Genomic DNA, 18862 nt, shown 5'->3' on the forward strand with positions numbered 1-18862 from the left:
CGGATCGCATATGTCGGGCGGCGACAACGGCGGTAACGCCAACGGAGCAGGCGCGCCGCGGGGAGCGGCGCGCTGTAAGACTTAGAGCTGCGGCGCGAGCGCGCGGCGGGCGTCTTCGTCGGAGAGCGACATACGTCGGGCGTAGTCGGCGAGCTGGTCCTGGCCGATCTTGCCCACCGAGAAGTACGTGCTGTCCGGGTGCGCGAGGTAGAAGCCCGAAACGCTCGCCGCCGGCAGCATGGCAAGCGATTCCGTCACGCTCATGCCGACTTCGCCGGCCTGCAGGAAGTCGAACATGTCGCGCTTCACGAGGTGGTCCGGGCAGGCCGGATAGCCCGGCGCCGGGCGGATGCCCGCGTATTTTTCGGCGATCAGCGCGTCGTTGTCGAGCGTTTCGCTCGCTGCGTAGCCCCACAGGTCGCGGCGCACGCGCGCGTGCAACGCTTCGGCGAAGGCTTCCGCGAAGCGGTCGGCGAGCGCCTTGAGCATGATCGCGCTGTAGTCGTCGTGGTCCTTCTCGAACTGCGCTTCCTTCACGTCCACGCCAATGCCCGCCGTGACCGCGAACATGCCGATGTAGTCCGCCACGCCCGAATCCTTCGGCGCGATGAAGTCGGCGAGCGAGCGGTTCGGGCGCATCACGCCGTCCACCACGGGGCGCACCGACTGCTGGCGCAGATTGCGCCACGTGAGCGCGACTTCGCGGCGCGATTCGTCGGTGTAGATTTCGATGTCGTCGTCGTTGACGGTGTTCGCGGGCAACAGCGCGATCACGCCGTTGGCCTGCAGCCAGCGGCCCTGAATGAGGCGCGAGAGCATCGACTTCGCATCGGAAAACACGCGGCGCGCCGACTCGCCCACGATCTCGTCGTTGAGAATCTGCGGATACGGACCCGCGAGATCCCACGTCTGGAAGAACGGACCCCAGTCGATATAGTTCGCGAGTTCGCTCAGGTCGAAGTTCCTGAACACGCGGCGGCCGATGAACTTCGGCTTCACGGGCTGGAAATTGGCCCAGTCGATCTTCGTCTTGTTCGCGCGCGCTTCTTCGAGCGTCACGAGCGGCGTGGCCTTCCGGTTCGCGTGCTGATCGCGAATGCGGTCGTAGTCGGTCTTGAGTTCGTCGATGAACTTCGTCGCGCCTTCGTCCGAAAGCAGGCTCGAGGCGACCGAAACCGAACGCGACGCGTCCGGCACGTACACGACCGGCCCTTCGTAGTGCGGCGCGATCTTCACGGCCGTATGCACGCGCGAGGTGGTCGCGCCGCCGATCAGCAGCGGAATCTTCTTGATGCGGAAGTACTCGTCGCGCTGCATTTCGCTGGCGACGTAGGCCATTTCCTCGAGCGAGGGCGTAATGAGCCCCGAGAGCCCGACGATATCCGCGCCTTCGACCTTCGCCTTCGCGAGGATCTCATTGCACGGGACCATCACGCCCATGTTGACCACTTCGAAGTTGTTGCACTGGAGCACGACCGACACGATGTTCTTGCCGATGTCGTGCACGTCGCCCTTCACCGTGGCGATGACGATCTTGCCCTTCGCGCGCACGTCGGCGCCCGATTCGGCGAGCAGGCGCTTTTCCTCCTCGATGAACGGAATGAGGTGCGCCACCGCCTGCTTCATCACGCGCGCCGACTTCACGACCTGCGGCAGGAACATCTTGCCCTGGCCGAACAGGTCGCCGACGATGTTCATGCCGTCCATGAGCGGGCCTTCGATCACGTTGATCGGCCGGCCGCCCGCGCCCATGATCTTCACGCGCGCTTCTTCGGTGTCCTCGACAATAAAGTTCGTGATGCCGAGCACGAGTGCGTGCGCCAGACGCTTTTCCACGTCCTGGTTGCGCCACTCGAGGTTCTCTTCCTTCTTCGCGGCGCCGGTCTTGAACTTGTCGGCGATTTCGAGCAGACGGTCGGTCGCATCGGCGCGGCGGTTGAGCACCACGTCTTCCACGCGCTCGCGCAACTCGGCGTCGAGGTCGGCATACACGCCGAGCTGGCCCGCGTTCACAATGCCCATGTCCATGCCCGCCTGAATGGCGTAGTAGAGGAACACGGTGTGGATCGCCTCGCGCACCGGGTCGTTGCCGCGAAACGAGAACGACACGTTCGACACGCCGCCGCTGATCTTCGCGTAGGGCAGGTTCTGCTTGATCCAGCGCGTGGCTTCGATGAAGTCCACGGCGTAGTTGTTGTGCTCCTCGATGCCCGTGGCCACCGCGAAAATGTTCGGGTCGAAGATGATGTCTTCGGGCGGGAAGCCCACTTCGTTCACGAGAATGTCGTAGGAGCGCTTGCAGATCTCGGTTTTACGCTGGAATGTATCGGCCTGGCCTTGCTCGTCGAACGCCATCACCACGCTCGCTGCGCCGTAGCGGCGAATCAGTTTCGCGTGGTGGACGAACTGCTCCTTGCCTTCCTTGAGCGAGATCGAGTTGACGATGGCCTTGCCCTGCACGCATTGCAGCCCCGCTTCGATCACGTCCCACTTCGACGAGTCGATCATGATCGGCACGCGCGCGATGTCGGGCTCCGACGCGATGAGGTTCATGAAGCGCACCATCGCCGCCTTCGAGTCGAGCATGGCTTCGTCCATGTTGACGTCGATGACCTGCGCGCCGTTTTCGACCTGCTGGCGCGCGACGGCGAGCGCTTCGTCGAACTGGCCGTTGAGGATCATCCGCGCGAACGCCTTCGAGCCGGTCACGTTGGTGCGCTCGCCCACGTTGATGAACAGCGTGCCTTCGGTCACGTTGAAGGGTTCGAGGCCGGAAAGGCGCAGGGTGTGGTCAGTCATGGCGTGGGACCGGATCGTATGTTGTTGTAGCGGGACTTGGAAGCAGCGATCGAACCTGTTGTCAGGCCGCGTCGCGATACTGCCCGGGCCAGCGGCGCGGCTTGATTTCGGCGAGCGCCTTCGCGATGGCCGCGATGTGTTCGGGCGTCGTGCCGCAGCAGCCGCCCGCCACGTTCACGAGACCCGCGCTCGCGAATTCCTTGAGCAGCGCCGACGTATCGGCGGGCGTTTCGTCGAAGCCCGTGTCGCTCATGGGGTTCGGCAGGCCTGCGTTCGGATAGCACGAGACGTAGGTGTCGCACAGCTTCGCAAGCTCGGCGATATACGGGCGCATGAGCGCCGCGCCGAGCGCGCAGTTCAGGCCGAACGTGAGCGGTCTTGCGTGGCGCAGCGAGTTCCAGAACGCTTCGACAGTCTGGCCCGAGAGGATGCGGCCCGAGGCGTCGGTCACGGTGCCCGAGATCATGATCGGCAGATTCTCGCCGGTGTCCTCGAAGAGCTGGTCGAGCGCGAAGAGCGCGGCCTTGGCGTTGAGCGTGTCGAAGATCGTCTCGACGAGGAAGAGGTCGCAGCCGCCCTCCATGAGCGCCTTTGCCTGCTCGTAGTACGCATGACGAAGCTCTTCGAACGTCACGTTGCGCGCGCCCGGATCGTTCACGTCGGGCGAGATGCTCGCCGTTTTCGGCGTTGGCCCGATTGCGCCGGCGGCGAAGCGGGGCTTGTCCGGCGTCGAATACTTGTCGCACGCGGCGCGCGCGAGCTTCGCCGACTCCACGTTCATCTCGACGGCGAGGTCGCCCATGCCGTAGTCGTCCTGGGCCACCGTGGTCGCGCCGAACGTGTTCGTCTCGATGATGTCAGCGCCCGCCGCGAGATATTGCTCGTGAATCTCGCTGATGATCTGCGGCTGCGTGAGCGAGAGCAGTTCGTTGTTGCCCTTGATGTCGCGCGGGTAATCCTTGAAGCGCTCGCCGCGGTAAGCGGCTTCGTCAAGCTTGTAGCGCTGGATCATCGTGCCCATCGCGCCGTCGAGAATCACGATGCGCGAGGCGAGCAGCGCGGGAAGCGCTGCGCCGCGCGTGTATTGGGCGTCCGCGGCGGGGCGCGAGGCAAGGACTGCGGGCTGGTTCATGGTCGCGGGCGGGCGTGGCGCCGGTTGAACTGGGAAACCTCACATTGTAGCCGCTGCGGCAATGGGCCGCTCCCAGCGGCCTCACGCCCGGAGGGGCCCAAGGAAGCGGCCAAAAGGAACAGCCAAAAGGAACCGCCAAAAGAAAACCCCGGCCGGCCAGGCCGGACGGGGTTTCGTGTGAAGGACGCTGCGCGTTGAGTGCCGCGGTGTGCGCTAGCGTCAGTGAAGCACGACGGGTTGCTGCATGAGGCTGTCGAACTGTCCGAGGAATTCGTCGACTTCGTCGAGCGACTGATCTTCGTCCATCAGCTTTTGCACGTCTTCGCGAAAACGTGCCGCCATCATGCCGTCGATGAAAATCTCGCGGCGTGCGTTCTTGTCGACGATCTCGTAGCCTCCTGCGCGCATGGCGCTGTGGCCGTCCTGCGGTGGGAACTCGACGACGCAATAGTTGGGACTGTTGTAGATCATTTGCATGGCGACACTCCTTTTTCCTGTGCTCCCTGACCTCTCGGTCAATACGTGGAGCGTTCGTTCTGGAATTCAAGGGGTGGGTCCCGCATCACCTCTTATGTGGACTGCTCTCCCTTTTTTATACTTCACTGCTCAACTGCGTCTAGTGCCACTGCCGTGATGCCTTGACCTGGAACTGCTTAGACCACCTGCTTGAGAAACGTTTCGAGCAACGCGGTGAAACGGTGCGACTCCTCTACCGGGGCCAGATGCGCGGCATCGAGCACCACGAAATGCGACCCTTCTATGGCCTTTGCAAGCGCCTGCGTGACGGCCACCGGCGTGCCGCTGTCGTGGCGGCCCGCTACCGCGAGCGTCGGCACACGTAGTTGCGCGAGTCTCGTTTGCACGTCGAAATCGCGCAGTGCTTCGCAGGCCATGGCATAGCCTTCTGAAGGTGTCCGTAATAAAACGTCACAAATCCGCTCGACAGTCGGCGCATGCGCGTGCCGGAAGTCGGCGGTGAACCAGCGCGCCATCGTCGCGTCGGCGAGTGCCCCCACGCCCTCGCTGCGCACCGTGGCGGCGCGCTCGTTCCATATTTCGCGCGCTTGCGGCGGCGTATGGCTGGACGTGTCGCACAGCGCGAGCGTGATCACGCGTTCGGGGTAATCGAGCGCGAACTGCTGCGCGATCATCCCGCCCATCGACATGCCGACCACATGCGCTTGCTCGATGCCGGTCGCGTCGAACAACGCAGCGAGGTCGGCGGCGAGTTCCGCGATGCCAAAAGGCTCGCTCGCGACGGCGCTCGCGCCGTGCCCGCGCACGTCATGGCGCAGCACGTTGTGGCGATGGCGGAAATGTCCGGCGAGCGTGTCCCACACGCCAAGGTCGCCGCCCAGTTGATGAATGAACGCCAGCGCCGGCCCACCGCTCCTGTCGTCGAGGACATAGTGCGTATCGATGCCGTTTACAGTCACTTGCATGGGTTCCTCCTTCGCCTTCCTGGCTGGGAGTCAAGCCGTTTGCGAGGTACTGCATGCACGCGATGCTGGTGGAGCAATCCGCGCGCCCGGAGCACGCGGACGATGCGCGATGCGATGTTCGTTAGCTTGTGTGTCGCGTCCCTGTTGCTGCGCTGTTTATTCTGTTGTGCCGATTTTGTTCGTCTTTGCAGCGTCGTATCGGTTTGTTGTTGCCGATGTGCGTTCGCTGATCTGTTTGATCTGTTGTTCGCGCGCGGCATGTCGCCGCCTGGTTTTGTCTGCTTGTTTTTTGGGCCTTCGTTTTTGGCCTAGGTAGTGCGCGACGCCGTGCGATTCATGCCTCATGGCGCGATTGCAGTATGCGCTATTTCGCGAAGTTGTGTCGTGGAGCACGCCGCCTGAATCCGACGGTTTGTGCGATTGCGCGCTCAGGGATGCTCGGGCGCCGGGCCCGGCGAGGCGCCCGAAGGTCGTGCGTCGTCCGCGGACGGTTGCGGCGGCGATTCCGTCTGCGGATTGATGGATGAGTCGGCGGGCGATGCCGGTTGCGCAGGCGGCTGTGGCGCCGATGCAGGTACAGCCTCCGATGTTGCGGATGGTGCCGGCGTTGTGTCGGGTGCGGAGGGCGTTGTCGGCGAGGGGGCGCTCATCGCGCTCGCCGCGCCCGGCACCGTGAGCGCGCCGCGCCACACCAGTTCGAACTGGTTGCCGCTCGGCTCGGTCTGCACGAGGCGCACTGGCAACCAGCCGAGCGACGGCGCGAGCCACACGTCGATGCGCCGCTTGTCGCCTTCGCGGCGCGGCAGACGCATGAAGTGGCGCGCCGTGACCTGGCCGTGATCCGTGCTCACGGTTTCGTCGCCGATGGTCGTGATGGGCCACGTCTCGCCGCTGTCGTTATCCGCGACATAGAACTCGCGCGTGACGCCCGGCTTGTACGCATCGGGGTCGCCGCGCACGAGGCTCGCGAGTTGCATCACCATGCTGAAACGGTCCTGCGCGCCATCGGGCAGCGCGAGCGAATTGGGCGTGCGCGTGAACACGATCTGCTTGTCAGCGCGATTGAAAATCGTCACATCCGAAGGACGATGGCCGCGCTTTTCGATGTACTGATCGGGCGCGAGGCCGAAGGCATCCACGCGGCCCTTGCTCGTCCAGCTGAACTCGCCGACGAAGGGCAGCGGCACGCGGACGACCATGTCGTAGCGTTGCCCGTCGCTTGACCAGTGGATCGTGCCGGGCTGATTGCGCACGCCGTTATAGAACGTGTCGTACTGCAATTCTCCCGATGGAGGCACCGAAAACTTCAGCCCGTGCGAAGCCTGCGTGGCTTGCGCCGAAGGCTGTTTGCCGTTGCCGGGCGCGGCGCTGGCCGTACCGTTTGCGCCATTCGTGCCGGCTGCGTTCGCGTTGCTTTCTGAAGCGGCTGCGGGCGCGGACGCCGCTTGCGTATCCGGCGGCGAGGCAGGCGCTTTGGGATGCGGCTCCGGCGGCGCCGCCGCGCGCAGCGTGTGCGGCTCGGCAGGCTTCGGCGCGGGTTTGGGCGCGGCATGCGCGGGTGCGGCCGCTGGCCCCGCGGGCCGTGCTTCGCGTTCGATGCGCTGCGGTTTGAGAAGCGCCACCTGCACCGGCACGCGCACGTGCGCGACGGGCGGCGGCGCGCCGTGGTGCCGCTCGAACCACTCGGCCGCGAGCCAATGGAACGCCGTGACCGCGACGAACACGACCACCCAGCGCCACGCGCGCGAGCGCTGTGACGGGCGTGAGTCGGCGTCGAGACGGCGTGCCTCGCGCGGGGTGGAGGGAGTGGACATCGGCGGAGTCGGTGTGTCGCTTGATCGGTATCTGTCGTACGTTACTGTGACACAAGCCACGAGGCACGCGCAGGAACCCGGGCGCTTCAGCGCGGCGTCGGACTGTACCCCAATTCGTAGGAGAGCTTTTCTGCGCATGCGCGCAACGCGGTGTCCACGGTGCCGTTCCAGTCGATATCGAACGCGCCTTCGTGACCGAGCGCGATGAGCCCGAGCGCGAGTTCGCCGCTCGCATCGAACACGGGCATGCAGAACGCGTGGATGGTCGGCAGCAACATGCCTTCCACGCGGGCCGCGCCGTGCTCGCGAACTTCCGCGAGGGCGACTTCGAGCGCCTGCGCGGTACGCGGCGTGGAACCGTACGAGTAGTGCTGCGCGCCCGCGAGTTCGCGCTCGATCATCGGCGCGGTCTTGCTGCGCGGCAGCCAGGCGGCGAACAGGAGACCGGTGGCGGAACTGAGCATCGGCATGACGTCGCCGAGCTTGAGCGACGCTTTCGCGGGGTGGCTCGATTCGAGCCAGTGCACGACGGTCGGCCCCTGGTTGCCCCACACGGCGATGCCCACGGTGATGTCGAGCGCGTCGCGCAATTCGGCGAGCGCGAGGCGCGCGAGTTTGACGCCGTCAACGCGCGCGAGGCGCGCGAGTCCAAGCTGCAATGCGAAGCCGCCCAGTTCGTAGCGTCCCGAGAGCGGGTCCTGCGCCACGACGCCGAGTCGCATGAAGCTCACGAGGTAGCGGTGCGCCTTTGCCGGGCTCATGCCCGCGCGTTGCGCAAGGTCGCGCAGCATCATCGCGCGCGGCTCGTTCGTGAGCACTTCGAGCAGGCGAAAGCCCACTTCGATCGACTGAATGCCGGAGCGCAGCTTTTCCTCGCCGGCCTCGGCGCCTTCCGGGGTGTCGGCGGCGTCGGCTGTGTCGAGAGCGTCGGCGAGATCTTCGGCGTTCGTGGCGCTCGCGCGCGGCGAGGCGGATCGGACGGTAGGCGGCATGGAGGCGTTGTGGTGTTGAAAATGCGATGAGCGGCGCGCCCGCTTGGGGCCCGTCGATTCACCATCGTAGAATACATTTCCCTTATCGTCACTCACGCCTCATTCCATGAAATTTGCCACGCTGAAGGACGGCACCCGCGACGGGCAACTGATCGTCGTTTCCCGCGACCTGCGCAGCGCCGCCATCGCCGACGCGATCGCGCCCACGCTGCAGCGCGTGCTCGACGACTGGCGCTTCTACGCGCCGCAGCTCGCCGAACTCTACGACGCGCTCAACTACGGCCGCGCGCGCAACGCGTTCAGCTTCGACGCGCGCGACTGCATGGCGCCGCTGCCGCGTGCGTACCAGTGGGCCGACGGTTCGTCGTACGTGAATCACGTCGAACTCGTGCGCCGCGCGCGCGGCGCGGAAATGCCCGCCGGGTTCTGGACCGACCCGCTCATGTACCAGGGCGGCAGCGACGACTTCATCGGGCCTTGCGACGACATCGTGTGCGCGTCCGAGGCGTTCGGCATCGACTTCGAGGCCGAGGTCGCGGTCGTGACCGGCGACGTGCCGATGGGCGCGAGCCCCGACGAAGCGCTGCGCGCCGTGCGGCTCGTCACGCTCGTGAACGACGTTTCGCTGCGCAACCTCATTCCCGCCGAACTCGCGAAGGGTTTCGGCTTTTTCCAGAGCAAGCCGGCCAGCGCCTTCGCACCCGTGATGGTCACGCCCGACGAACTGGGCGCGCACTGGCGCGAAGGGCGCGTGCATCTGCCGCTCGTTGTGCACTGGAACGGCAAGAAGGTCGGCCAGCCCGATGCGGGCACGGACATGGTGTTCCACTTCGGCCAGTTGATCGCGCACGCCGCGAAAACGCGCAATCTGCGCGCCGGCGCCATCGTCGGTTCGGGCACGGTCTCGAACAAGGACGCCAAACGCGGTTACTGCTGTATCGCCGAGAAGCGTTGCCTCGAAATGATCGAAAGCGGCGAGGCGAGCACGGAGTTCATGAAGTTCGGCGACAGCGTGAAGATCGAGATGTTCGACGAAGCGGGCAAGTCGATTTTCGGCGCGATCGACCAGGCCGTGGCTGCGCTTCACGGCGAGCCGTGATGCACACGCGCTGAAGGGTTTCGCCGGATGCCGCGCGCCACGCGTACGGCTACACTGGCGAACGCCCTTTTCGCCTGGCGGGCATCGACGAGACCAGGCAAGGTACGAGCCGTGGAAGCACGCAGCATCTGCATCCAGAAAAAGCGAAGAAAGAACGTATAACGAAGGAGACACCGTGAACGCTTCTCGCCCCAGCCGTCTTGCTGCACGTATCGCCCTGCTTTTCAGCGTCTGCGCGCCCACGCTTGCGCTCGCGCAGGTCAAGATCGGCCTCGTGCTTTCGCTCACGGGCCCGGCTGCGTCGCTCGGCATTCCCGCGCGCGACACCGCCGCGATGTTCCCCGCCGAGATCGCGGGGCAGAAGGTGCAGTACATCGTGCTCGACGACGCCTCCGACACCACCCAGGCCGTGCAGGACACGAAGAAGCTAATCGACGAACAGCATGTCGATGCGATCATCGGCTCGTCGATCACGCCCAACTCGCTCGCCATGCTCGACGTGATCGCGCAAGGCGAGACGCCCACCCTCTCGCTCGCATCGTCGGCGAAGATCATCGAGCCTGTCGACGACAAGCGCCACTGGATGTTCAAGACGCCGCAAACCGACGCGATGATGGCCGGCGCGATCATGGAGCACGCGGCCGCGCATAACGTGAAGACGCTCGCCTACATCGGCCAGGCCGATGCGCTCGGCGAGACGTTTTACGCCGAAATCGCGAAGGCCGCGCAGCAGCACAACATCAAGCTCGTCGCGAACGAGCGCTTCAATCGCACCGATCCGAGCGTGACGGGCCAGGTGCTCAAGATCGTCGCGGCGCATCCCGACGCCGTCGTGGTGGGCGCGGCCGGCACGCCCGCCGCGCTGCCGCCGAAGACGCTCAAGGAGCGCGGCTACAAGGGCGTCATCTATCACAACCACGGCGTGGGCAACCGCGACTTCCTGCGCGTGTGCGGCGCCGATTGCAACGGCACGTTCCTGCCCGCGAGCCAGGTGCTCGTGGCCGCGCAACTGCCCGAGGACGCGCCTGGCCGGCGCGTCGCGCTCGACTATATTTCGCGCTACGAAGCACGCAACGGCGCGGGCACCGTGTCGGCGTTCGGCGCGTACACGTGGGACGCGGGCCTGCTGCTTCAGAACGCGATTCCGGTTGCGCTCAAATCGGCTGCGCCCGGCACGCCCGCGTTTCGCCACGCGCTGCGCGACGCACTGGAGGCCACGCACGATCTGCACGACACCAACGGCGTCGTCAACATGAGCGCCACCGATCACCTCGGCCTCGACGCGCGCTCGCGCGTGATGGTCGAGATCCGCGATGGCAAGTGGGTGTATCAGCCGCATTGATGCGCCGCACGGCAATCGTTTCTACGTAATCAGTAATCCGAAGCAAAGGAGGTCCGCCCATGAACGATCCTTTTTACGCCCGCTATCAGGCTCTGCGCGTGCGGCGGCACGAGCACGGCATCGTCGAGATCGTGATGAGCGGCGAGGGCGCGAACAAGAGCGGCCTCGCGACCGCCGACGCCGACATGCACCGCGAACTCGCCGAAATCTGGCGCGACGTGGACCGCGATCCCGACGCGCGCGTCGCCGTGATTCGCGGCGAGGGCAAAGGCTTTTCGGCGGGCGGCGACCTGAAGCTCGTCGAGGACATGGCTACGCATTTCGACGTGCGCGCGCGCGTGTGGCGCGAGGCGCGCGATCTCGTCTACAACGTGATCAACTGCGGCAAGCCCATCGTTTCGGCCATGCACGGCCCGGCGGTCGGTGCGGGGCTCGTCGCGGGCCTGCTCGCCGACATTTCGATTGCCACGAAAACGGCGCGCATCATCGACGGCCATACGCGCCTGGGCGTCGCGGCGGGCGATCACGCGGCGATCGTGTGGCCGCTCTTGTGCGGCATGGCGAAGGCGAAGTACTACCTGCTGCTGTGCGAACCCGTGAGCGGAGAAGAGGCGGAGCGCATCGGCCTCGTCTCGCTCGCCGTGGACGAGAACGACCTGCTGCCGAAGGCGTTCGAAGTGGCGAAGCGTCTTGCGGGCGGTTCGCAAACCGCGGTGCGCTGGACCAAGTACGCGCTCAACAACTGGCTGCGCATGGCGGGGCCGACCTTCGACACGTCGCTCGCGCTCGAATTCATGGGCTTTGCGGGCCCCGACGTGCGCGAAGGCGTGCAGTCGCTGCGCGAGCGGCGCGCGCCGGATTTTCCGGGCGGCGATCCGTTCTGAGCGGTTCCGCGCGCTATCATCGACAGAATGTTTTGCGGCGCCCAGCGCGCGCATTTGACCACCTATCTAAGCGAGGGAGATCCGCATGACCGACCCAGCAGGCAACATGCCGCCGTTCCCGGGTTTTCCGGGCTTTCCGCCCGCCGAAATGCTCGACCGCATGTGGGGGATGATGCGCCTCACGCCGTTCGGCAGCGCATTTCCGGGCAGCGAACCGGGCGTGGCGCAAGCTTTCGGCCCGTCGCTTTCGATGATGTCCGACATGATGACGCCGCTCACCAATATCGAGGAACTCGACAAGCGCATCACCGACCTTCGCGCCGTCGAGCAGTGGCTCAAGCTCAATCTCGGGATGCTGCAGTCCGCCATCCAGGCGCTCGAAGTGCAGCGCGCAACGCTTTCCACGCTGCGCGCATTCGGCGCGTTCGCGCAGGCGCAGATGACCCCGACACACGCCGATAGCGAGCCGCCGCGAGCGTCGAGCGCGTCGCGCGAACAGGCCGCCCGGCCCGAAGCCGCGGACGCTGGCGCTGCGCCCGAGGGCGCGGCATCCGCGCCGCCGGGCTTCGATGCGGGTTCGTGGTGGAATCTCGTGCAGGCGCAGTTCAACCAGCTCGCGCAATTCGCGATGGCGCAACCGGCCGCTGCCGCGCAGGCGGCGCAAGCCGCCGCCGAAGCGGTGAGCGAGGCGCAGGCGAAGACTGAGGCGGCGGCCAAACCCGGCGGCACCGCCAAACGCGGCAATGGCAACAGCAGCAGCACGGCGGGCCGCAGCGCGCCGCGCGGCGCGAAGAAGGCGCCCGCGCAGCCGGAATAAGGCGCTGGCTTTCGGCGACGGCTCGATCCGGCAGATCGCGCCGCTCCCAGCCGCCAGGCGCAAGACGGACTCGGCGCGCTCATGGACTTGCGGCGCGGCGGAACTGAAAGACCGGCATGCTATTATTGTGTAAGGTTTTTCTGGTCATTTGTGGGACTCGCGGGCGGCGTGGCGCTGCTTCGCCGCGCGGGTTCCACGGCCTTGGCGGGCGGGAGGTTCGCCCCCTGAAAAAACAGCCGGCAAACGAGCGGCATCAGGATGTCGAGCGTGGGCGCGAGAGTGCGACATAGGTGCGCGAGGTGCGGCATTGTGTCGCATCTGCCCGCGTGACGGCTGATGCGCTTTGCGGGCTTCGGTGGTGATCAGCGGTATCGGGCGGCCGGGTTCGAGGAACGGAGCAACTACCCAGAATCCACGACGGCGCCTTCATTCCGGTTGGCTGGATTGTCGTGGGGCAACGCCCATTGCGTTAGCCGGTCCGCGATTGCGTCCAGAGGGCCGGATACCGCGTAAAATTAAATGCTTTTTGCCTGCGCGGCCGCGTTCCATGCGGATCCCGCGGCACGCTACGAATTCGTCATGCGCGTTTTTGCGCAGATCAGGGGCGGGACTATGAACACGATGCTTTATCCGGAACTTTACAAATCGCTCGAATCGGTCCGTTGGGACATGGAAAAGGACATTCCCTGGGACAAGTTCGACGCGTCGCTCCTCACCGACGAGCAGGCCGCGACCATCAAGATGAACGCGATCACCGAATGGTCGGCGCTGCCGGCCACGGAAATGTTCCTGCGCGACAACCACCACGACAGCGACTTTTCGGCGTTCATGAGCGTGTGGTTTTTCGAGGAGCAAAAGCATTCGCTCGTGCTCATGGAATACCTGCGCCGCTTCAAGCCGGAAATGGTGCCGACCGAAGAAGAGCTGCACGCCGTGCGCTTCGAGTTCGATCCGGCGCCCCCGCTCGAAACGCTCATGCTGCACTTCTGCGGTGAAATCCGCCTGAACCACTGGTACCGCCGCGCCGCCGAATGGCACACGGAGCCGGTCATCAAGGCTATCTACGAAACGATTTCGCGCGACGAGGCGCGCCATGGCGGCGCGTATCTGCGCTACATGAAGAAGGCGCTCAACAATTTCGGCGACGTCGCGCGCGCGGCGTTCGCGAAGATCGGCGTGCTAATGGCGTCGGCGCGCCGCACCGAAAAGCCGCTGCACCCCACGAACCTGCACGTGAACCAGGCGCTGTTCCCGCGCGACACCGTGCAGTCGCGCCTGCCCGATCCCGAATGGCTCGAGCGCTGGCTCGACGAACAGATCCGCTTCGACGACGGCTGGGAAAAGAAGGTGATCGAGCGCATTCTTCACAACCTCTCGATCCTGTTCGAGCGCACGTTCAGCACGGCGCAGGAACTGAACCGCTACCGCAAGGAAGTGGTGCAGCGTCTGCAGGCCGAGCAGGGCACGCAGCAGCCGGCCTGACGCGCCGGGACATCTCGCGTACGCGCCTGAAGTTGCGCGCCGCGACCGGGACGGCCCGAAGCGCTTTTCGCGTGACGGGCCGTTTTCATTGGCGCGCTTCCCCTTTTTGATCGACGCCCATTTTTTATCCGAGCCTCATTCCATGCCCGCTCCCTTCGAACGCAAGATCACGACCCGCGACGCGCTCGCGCAACTGCGCGCCTCGCTGCGTGGCCCCGTGGTGTTCACCAATGGCGTCTTCGACATCCTGCACCGCGGGCACGTCACCTATCTCGCGGATGCGAAGGCGCTGGGCGCCACGCTGATCGTCGGCGTGAATAGCGACGCTTCGGTGAAGATGCTCGGCAAGGGCGACGACCGCCCCATCAACAACGAGAACGACCGCATGGCGCTGTTGGCGGCGCTGGAGAGCGTGGACTGGGTCGTGCAGTTCGGCGAGCAAACGCCCATCGAGCTGATCGAAGCCGTGCGTCCGGACATTCTCGTGAAGGGCGGCGATTACGACATGGACGCGCTGCCCGAGTCCGCTCTGGTGCGCGGCTGGGGCGGCCGGGCGCTCGCGATCGCGTTCGAGCACGACCGCTCCACGACCAAACTGCTGCAGAAGGTGCGGGCCCAGGAAGGCTCGAAATAACTTCCGGTTGCGCTATTGCCCGTTATTGCGCGAGCGTCGACGCCTGTACGGCGGGCTCCGCGACCGGGCCGCCGACGGTCGGCACGTCGGCCGATTCGGAGGGCCGGATGGCCTTCACCACGAGCCGCTCGGGGTGAATCTGCCGGTTCAGGTGCTGGGTTTCGCGCGTGCCCGACGACGGCGTCGGGCCGAACACGCCGGCAATAGCCGCAAAGGCCAGCCCGTTGGCGAGAATCAGAATGGCGATCAGCCAGCGCAGCATCGTGTGAAGCTCCTTCGAAGTCGTTTGTTCAGTTTCAGGACCGGTTCAGCGGATCAGGGTTGCGCCGCGATGAGCGCCAGGCCCGAAAGCACCAGGGCATCGTGGCGAGTATGCGGCACCTTGAGCGCCGCTGTCACTTCGGCTGCGGCGCCGCCACTCACCACGAGCCGCACCGGGATTCTCCACGCGTCCTGTAAATCGGCCAAGGCGCGCTCGACCAGCGCCGCCTGCGCCAGCGCGCAGCCCGCCGAGATCGAGCTTCGCGTGTCGGTGGCGAAGGCAATGCCCGGATGTGCGGCATCCGCCACGCCGCCCGCGACCACGGGCAGTTGCGCCGTGTGCTCGCCGAGCGAGCGCATCATGAGCGTGAAGCCCGGCGCGATCATGCCGCCCACGAATGTGCCATCGGCGCGCAGGGCTTCGAGCGTGGTGGCGGTGCCGAACGTTGCGATCAGGAGCGGTTCGCCCGGATACGCCGCGTGCGCGCCGATCATGCCGGCCCAGCGGTCGCTGCCGAGGGCGTCGGGCATGGCATAGCTGTTCGTCACGCCGCATTGCCGCGCGCCGGCCCGCACGACGTTGCGCGTGAGGCCCGGCCACTGCGCCTCGACCAGCGCGTCGAGCCGCTCTCCAACCGCCGCGCCCGCGACGTTCGAAATCCACGCGCCAGCGGGCCGGGGCAGCGCCGACCATTCCTTGCAACCGGTTTCAAAAGCAGAGGAGCACTGCGCGCCGTCAACGCGCAGGTGATCCATCGCGCCCGCGTGCAGGCGCGACCCGTCTTGCGCGACGAGCGCCCACTTGATCCGGCTGTTGCCCGCGTCGATCAGGAGAAAAGGCCCGCGGCTCATGCGCCGCCGTCCGCGAGCCGCAGCGACACGTCGCCGGCCGTGACGGCCTCGCGCCCGTTCGGCGTATCGACGAGCAACTGGCCTTGCTCGTCCACGCCGGCCGCCGTGCCGCGCAGCAATTCCCGCCCTTGCTCGTAGATGGCGACTTCACGGCCGGCGTACGCGTGACACGCGTTCCAGCGCGCCTGGAAGGGCGCGAAGCCCGCCGCGCCGAAGCGTTGCAGCGCCGCTTCGAGCGCGTTGAGTTCGGCGGCGAGCGTGTCGGTGAGATTGGCGTTCGGCCACGCGCGCGAAAGCGCCGTGGGCGTCGTGCCGGGCACGGCCGCCGCGCTGCCGCCCGCGGCGTTGAGCGCCTCGACTTTGGCCGCGAGCGCATCTTCGCCGCGCACGTTCGTACCGATGCCGATCACGACCGCCGTGGCGTCGGGCGTGGTCCAGGCCGTCTCCACCAGAATTCCTACCAGCTTGTCCCCTTCGAGCAGCACGTCATTCGGCCACTTGAGCGCGATTTGCCCCGGCGCGCTCACGGGCAGCGTGCGCAGACCGTCCACCAGCGCCGAGCCGAGGGCGAGGCTCAAGCCCGCAAGCCCTTCGATCGGGCGCGGCAACACGCAGCCGATGGAAAACAGCAGCGCGTCGCCGGGCTGCGCGACCCAGGTGCGGCCGCGCCGGCCGCGGCCAGCCGTCTGCAGATAAGCCACGCGCACGATCGGGCGCGCGAGCGCGGTGCGCTTTTGCGGCAGCGCCTTCAGGCGCGCCATGAGGTCGGCATTGGTCGAGCCGGTTTCCTCGACGATCTCGATGGGCCAGTCGTGCGCGGCGGGGCCGAACAGCTCGATCGCGCGGTTACGGTCGATGCGCCAGTCGCCGGCGCTCGGAGTATCGGGGGTGGGGGGCGTCGCATTCATGTCTCATATTGTAGTGGCTGGGGCGTTGCGACCTGAAAATGTGCGGTATCCACAAGCGGTCCACAGGCGGCGCACAGGTTATCCACGGAATCATCCACAGGGGCGACGGAGGGCGAAGGTTGCCGAAGGCGATACCCGCGCCGCAGGTTTTCGCGCAATCTGCTTAATTTTTAGGCAATTCACAGCCTGCTCACAGGCAGCCCACAAGTTATCCAGAGCGTTATCCATATCCCGGCGCGTGTCGGAATGCGCGCCGTGCGCGTTCGGACCGCCGAAACGGGGCGCGTTCGCTACAATGTTTGCTCACACCGCCCGTCGAGTGCTTACCCTTGAATCAAGACACGCCGCCCGGCCTTGAAGTCTCGGCCGGCACCCACGGAAAGACCGTGCGCCTGTCTGGCCAGTGGACGGCGCTCGCGCTCGCGCGCGACCGCGATCAGGGCGGCGCGGCGCGGCGTCTGCGCGCGCTCGCCGAAGAGCGCATCGGCGAATGGGACCTCTCCCGCGTGGAGCGCATGGACCATGTGGGCGGCCAGGCGCTCTGGCGCGTGTGGGGCCACAAGCTGCCCGCCGATCTCGTCGACCTCACGCAAACGCAGCGCGACATCTTCGAGCGCATCGCGCTGCTCGATTCCGTGCGCGAGCCGGCGGAACGCGTCGTGCGCATCGACCCGGTCACGCAGCTCGGCCTCGCGATCTTCTCGTTCTTCGACCACCTGTACGGCGGCGTCGCCATGTTCGGGCGGGTGATTCTCGACCTGCTGCTCGTGCTGCGCCGGCCCAAAGTCACGCCGTGGATCGAGATTTCGGCGAACATCTACAACGCCGGCGCGCGCGCCTTGCCCATCACGGCGCTCGTCGCTTTTCTGATCGGCATCGTGCTGTCGTACCTCTCGGCGCAACAATTGCGGCTCTTCGGCGCGAACCAGTTCATCGTCAACATTCTGGGTCTCGCGGTGATCCGCGAACTCGGGCCCGTGCTCTCGGCGATTCTCGTGGCGGGGCGCTCCGGCTCGGCCATCACCGCGCAGATCGGCGTGATGCGCGTGACGGAAGAACTCGACGCCATGCGCGTGATGGGCATCTCGCACGGCCTGCGGCTGATCCTGCCGCGCGTGATCGCGCTCGGCGTGGCCATGCCGCTGCTCGTGATCTGGACCGACATCATTGCGTTGCTAGGCGGCGCGATCGCGGCGAAGATCGTGCTGGGCATCGACATTTCGTGGTTCATGCGCTCGCTGCCCAGCGTCGTGCCGATCGCCAACGTGTGGATCGGCCTTGGCAAAGGAGTGGCGTTCGGCATGCTGGTGGCGATCGTGGGCTGTCACTTCGGCTTTCGCATCAAGGCGAATTCGCAGAGCCTGGGCGAGGGCACGACCACTTCGGTCGTCACGTCGATCACGATCGTGATTCTCGCCGACGCCGTGTTCGCGATCCTGTTCCAGAACGTGGGGCTCTCATGAGCACGACTGGCACGACGGTTACGACGATCGAGACGAAAACCACCGGCACGATCACCACGCCGCTGCGGGAGGTCGCGCAGGATCTGCCGCTGCCGGCCATCGGCGAGCCGGTGATCGAGGTTGAGAATCTCTCGAAGCGCTATGGGCGCAACATCGTCCACCAGCATCTGAACCTCGAAATCCGCCGCGGCGAGATCGTCACGCTGGTGGGCGGTTCCGGTTCGGGCAAGACCACGCTCGTGCGCCAGATCCTCGGGCTCGAAAAGCCGACGTCGGGCACCATCAAGATGTTCGGCGAAGACATCTCGACCATCGACCCCGAGCGCGCCCGCCTCATGCGCACGCGCACCGGCATGCTGTTCCAGCAAGGCGCGCTGTTCTCGTCGCTCACGGTGTTCGACAACATCGCCCAGCCCGTGCGCGAGCTTGGCAAGGTGCCGGCCGCGCTCCTGCGCGACATCGTGATGCTCAAGCTCGAAATGGTCGGGCTGCCGTGCAAGCACGCCTCGAAGATGCCGGCCGCGCTCTCGGGCGGCATGATCAAGCGCGTGGGCCTCGCGCGCGCGATCGTGCTGGAGCCGGAACTGCTCTTTCTCGACGAGCCCACGGCCGGGCTCGATCCGCGCTCCTCCGACGAAGTGGTGGAACTCATCAGCACGCTGCACCGCGCGTTGGGCCTCACCGTCGTGCTGGTCACGCACGACCTCGATGCCATGGTCGCGCTCTCCACGCGCGTGGCCGTGCTCGCCGAGCGCCGCGTGCTGGTGGCGGCGCCGGTGGAGGAGGCGGCGAGCGTCGATCATCCGTTTATCCGCGAATACTTTCTGGGCATGCGCGGTCGCCGCGCGCTCCAGGCGCTGCCGCCCGAGCGGCGCGCGAAGCTGCCGCCGGCGGCGCTCGCTCCCGCAGCCGTGGGGTACAAGCCGTGGTAGGGCACCGGC

Annotated in this window: 17 protein-coding genes; 8 read left to right on the plus strand and 9 right to left on the minus strand. The window is 66.2% G+C overall.

Annotated features, from left to right (window positions below; all coding sequences use genetic code 11):
- Positions 1 to 81: 81 nt before the first annotated feature.
- The 6 genes from metH to U5768_RS18685 form a co-directional block, all read right to left on the minus strand.
- Positions 82 to 2877, minus strand: a complete 2796-nt coding sequence (metH, locus tag U5768_RS18660; protein ID WP_322032024.1) for a methionine synthase — start codon at positions 2875 to 2877, stop codon at positions 82 to 84.
- Positions 2861 to 3931, minus strand: coding sequence for a homocysteine S-methyltransferase family protein (locus U5768_RS18665; RefSeq protein WP_322031879.1), 1071 nt, complete (start codon positions 3929 to 3931; stop codon positions 2861 to 2863). Before U5768_RS18665 ends, metH begins: the two co-directional genes overlap by 17 nt.
- Before the next feature lie 219 nt (positions 3932 to 4150).
- The gene (locus U5768_RS18670; protein ID WP_322031880.1) at positions 4151 to 4408 is read right to left on the minus strand and encodes a DUF3567 domain-containing protein; all 258 of its coding nucleotides are present in this window, start codon (positions 4406 to 4408) and stop codon (positions 4151 to 4153) included.
- 176 nt (positions 4409 to 4584) lie between these two features.
- A complete protein-coding gene (pcaD, locus tag U5768_RS18675) occupies positions 4585 to 5373 on the minus strand; it encodes a 3-oxoadipate enol-lactonase (RefSeq protein WP_322031881.1) in 789 nt (262 codons plus the stop codon).
- A gap of 428 nt (positions 5374 to 5801) precedes the next feature.
- Positions 5802 to 7187 (minus strand): DUF3108 domain-containing protein, encoded by a 1386-nt coding sequence (locus U5768_RS18680; RefSeq protein ID WP_322031882.1) that lies wholly within the window; start codon positions 7185 to 7187, stop codon positions 5802 to 5804.
- Between the two features lie 86 nt (positions 7188 to 7273).
- Positions 7274 to 8179, minus strand: a complete 906-nt coding sequence (locus tag U5768_RS18685; protein ID WP_322031883.1) for an IclR family transcriptional regulator — start codon at positions 8177 to 8179, stop codon at positions 7274 to 7276.
- Positions 8180 to 8285: 106 nt separating this feature from the next.
- Between U5768_RS18685 and U5768_RS18690 the strand changes: the two genes are divergently transcribed.
- The 6 genes from U5768_RS18690 (at position 8286) to rfaE2 (ending at position 14437) form a co-directional block, all read left to right on the plus strand.
- Positions 8286 to 9278, plus strand: coding sequence for a fumarylacetoacetate hydrolase family protein (locus U5768_RS18690; RefSeq protein ID WP_322031884.1), 993 nt, complete (start codon positions 8286 to 8288; stop codon positions 9276 to 9278).
- Positions 9279 to 9489: 211 nt separating this feature from the next.
- Positions 9490 to 10620: an ABC transporter substrate-binding protein gene (locus U5768_RS18695; RefSeq protein ID WP_322032025.1), complete on the plus strand. Its 1131-nt coding sequence runs from the start codon at positions 9490 to 9492 to the stop codon at positions 10618 to 10620.
- A 59-nt stretch (positions 10621 to 10679) separates the two neighbouring features.
- Positions 10680 to 11504, plus strand: a complete 825-nt coding sequence (locus U5768_RS18700) for an enoyl-CoA hydratase/isomerase family protein (protein WP_322031885.1) — start codon at positions 10680 to 10682, stop codon at positions 11502 to 11504.
- An 85-nt stretch (positions 11505 to 11589) separates the two neighbouring features.
- Entirely contained in the window at positions 11590 to 12321 is a 732-nt protein-coding gene (locus U5768_RS18705) for a PhaM family polyhydroxyalkanoate granule multifunctional regulatory protein (protein WP_322031886.1), read from the plus strand.
- A gap of 612 nt (positions 12322 to 12933) precedes the next feature.
- Positions 12934 to 13803 (plus strand): acyl-ACP desaturase, encoded by an 870-nt coding sequence (locus tag U5768_RS18710; RefSeq protein ID WP_042265644.1) that lies wholly within the window; start codon positions 12934 to 12936, stop codon positions 13801 to 13803.
- A gap of 142 nt (positions 13804 to 13945) precedes the next feature.
- Positions 13946 to 14437, plus strand: coding sequence for a D-glycero-beta-D-manno-heptose 1-phosphate adenylyltransferase (gene rfaE2 / locus U5768_RS18715; RefSeq protein ID WP_322031887.1), 492 nt, complete (start codon positions 13946 to 13948; stop codon positions 14435 to 14437).
- A gap of 22 nt (positions 14438 to 14459) precedes the next feature.
- On the opposite strand, the gene U5768_RS18720 is transcribed toward rfaE2, so the two are convergent.
- Genes U5768_RS18720 through U5768_RS18730 form a run of 3 tightly spaced genes read right to left on the minus strand, consistent with a single transcriptional unit; the run spans position 14460 to position 16458 of the window.
- Positions 14460 to 14699, minus strand: a complete 240-nt coding sequence (locus tag U5768_RS18720) for a hypothetical protein (protein WP_322031888.1) — start codon at positions 14697 to 14699, stop codon at positions 14460 to 14462.
- Positions 14700 to 14752: 53 nt separating this feature from the next.
- Positions 14753 to 15550 (minus strand): type III pantothenate kinase, encoded by a 798-nt coding sequence (locus U5768_RS18725; protein WP_322031889.1) that lies wholly within the window; start codon positions 15548 to 15550, stop codon positions 14753 to 14755.
- Positions 15547 to 16458, minus strand: coding sequence for a biotin--[acetyl-CoA-carboxylase] ligase (locus tag U5768_RS18730; protein ID WP_322031890.1), 912 nt, complete (start codon positions 16456 to 16458; stop codon positions 15547 to 15549). The genes U5768_RS18725 and U5768_RS18730 overlap by 4 nt, the downstream gene beginning before the upstream one ends.
- Before the next feature lie 329 nt (positions 16459 to 16787).
- On the opposite strand from U5768_RS18730, the gene U5768_RS18735 reads away from it, so the two are divergent.
- Complete coding sequence (locus U5768_RS18735) at positions 16788 to 17921, plus strand: ABC transporter permease (RefSeq protein ID WP_322031891.1); 1134 nt, start codon at positions 16788 to 16790, stop codon at positions 17919 to 17921.
- 50 nt (positions 17922 to 17971) lie between these two features.
- A complete protein-coding gene (locus U5768_RS18740) occupies positions 17972 to 18853 on the plus strand; it encodes an ABC transporter ATP-binding protein (RefSeq protein ID WP_415913936.1) in 882 nt (293 codons plus the stop codon).
- Positions 18854 to 18862: the final 9 nt, after the last annotated feature.

The organism is Paraburkholderia sp. J76, assembly GCF_905220295.1.
Lineage (GTDB): Bacteria > Pseudomonadota > Gammaproteobacteria > Burkholderiales > Burkholderiaceae > Paraburkholderia.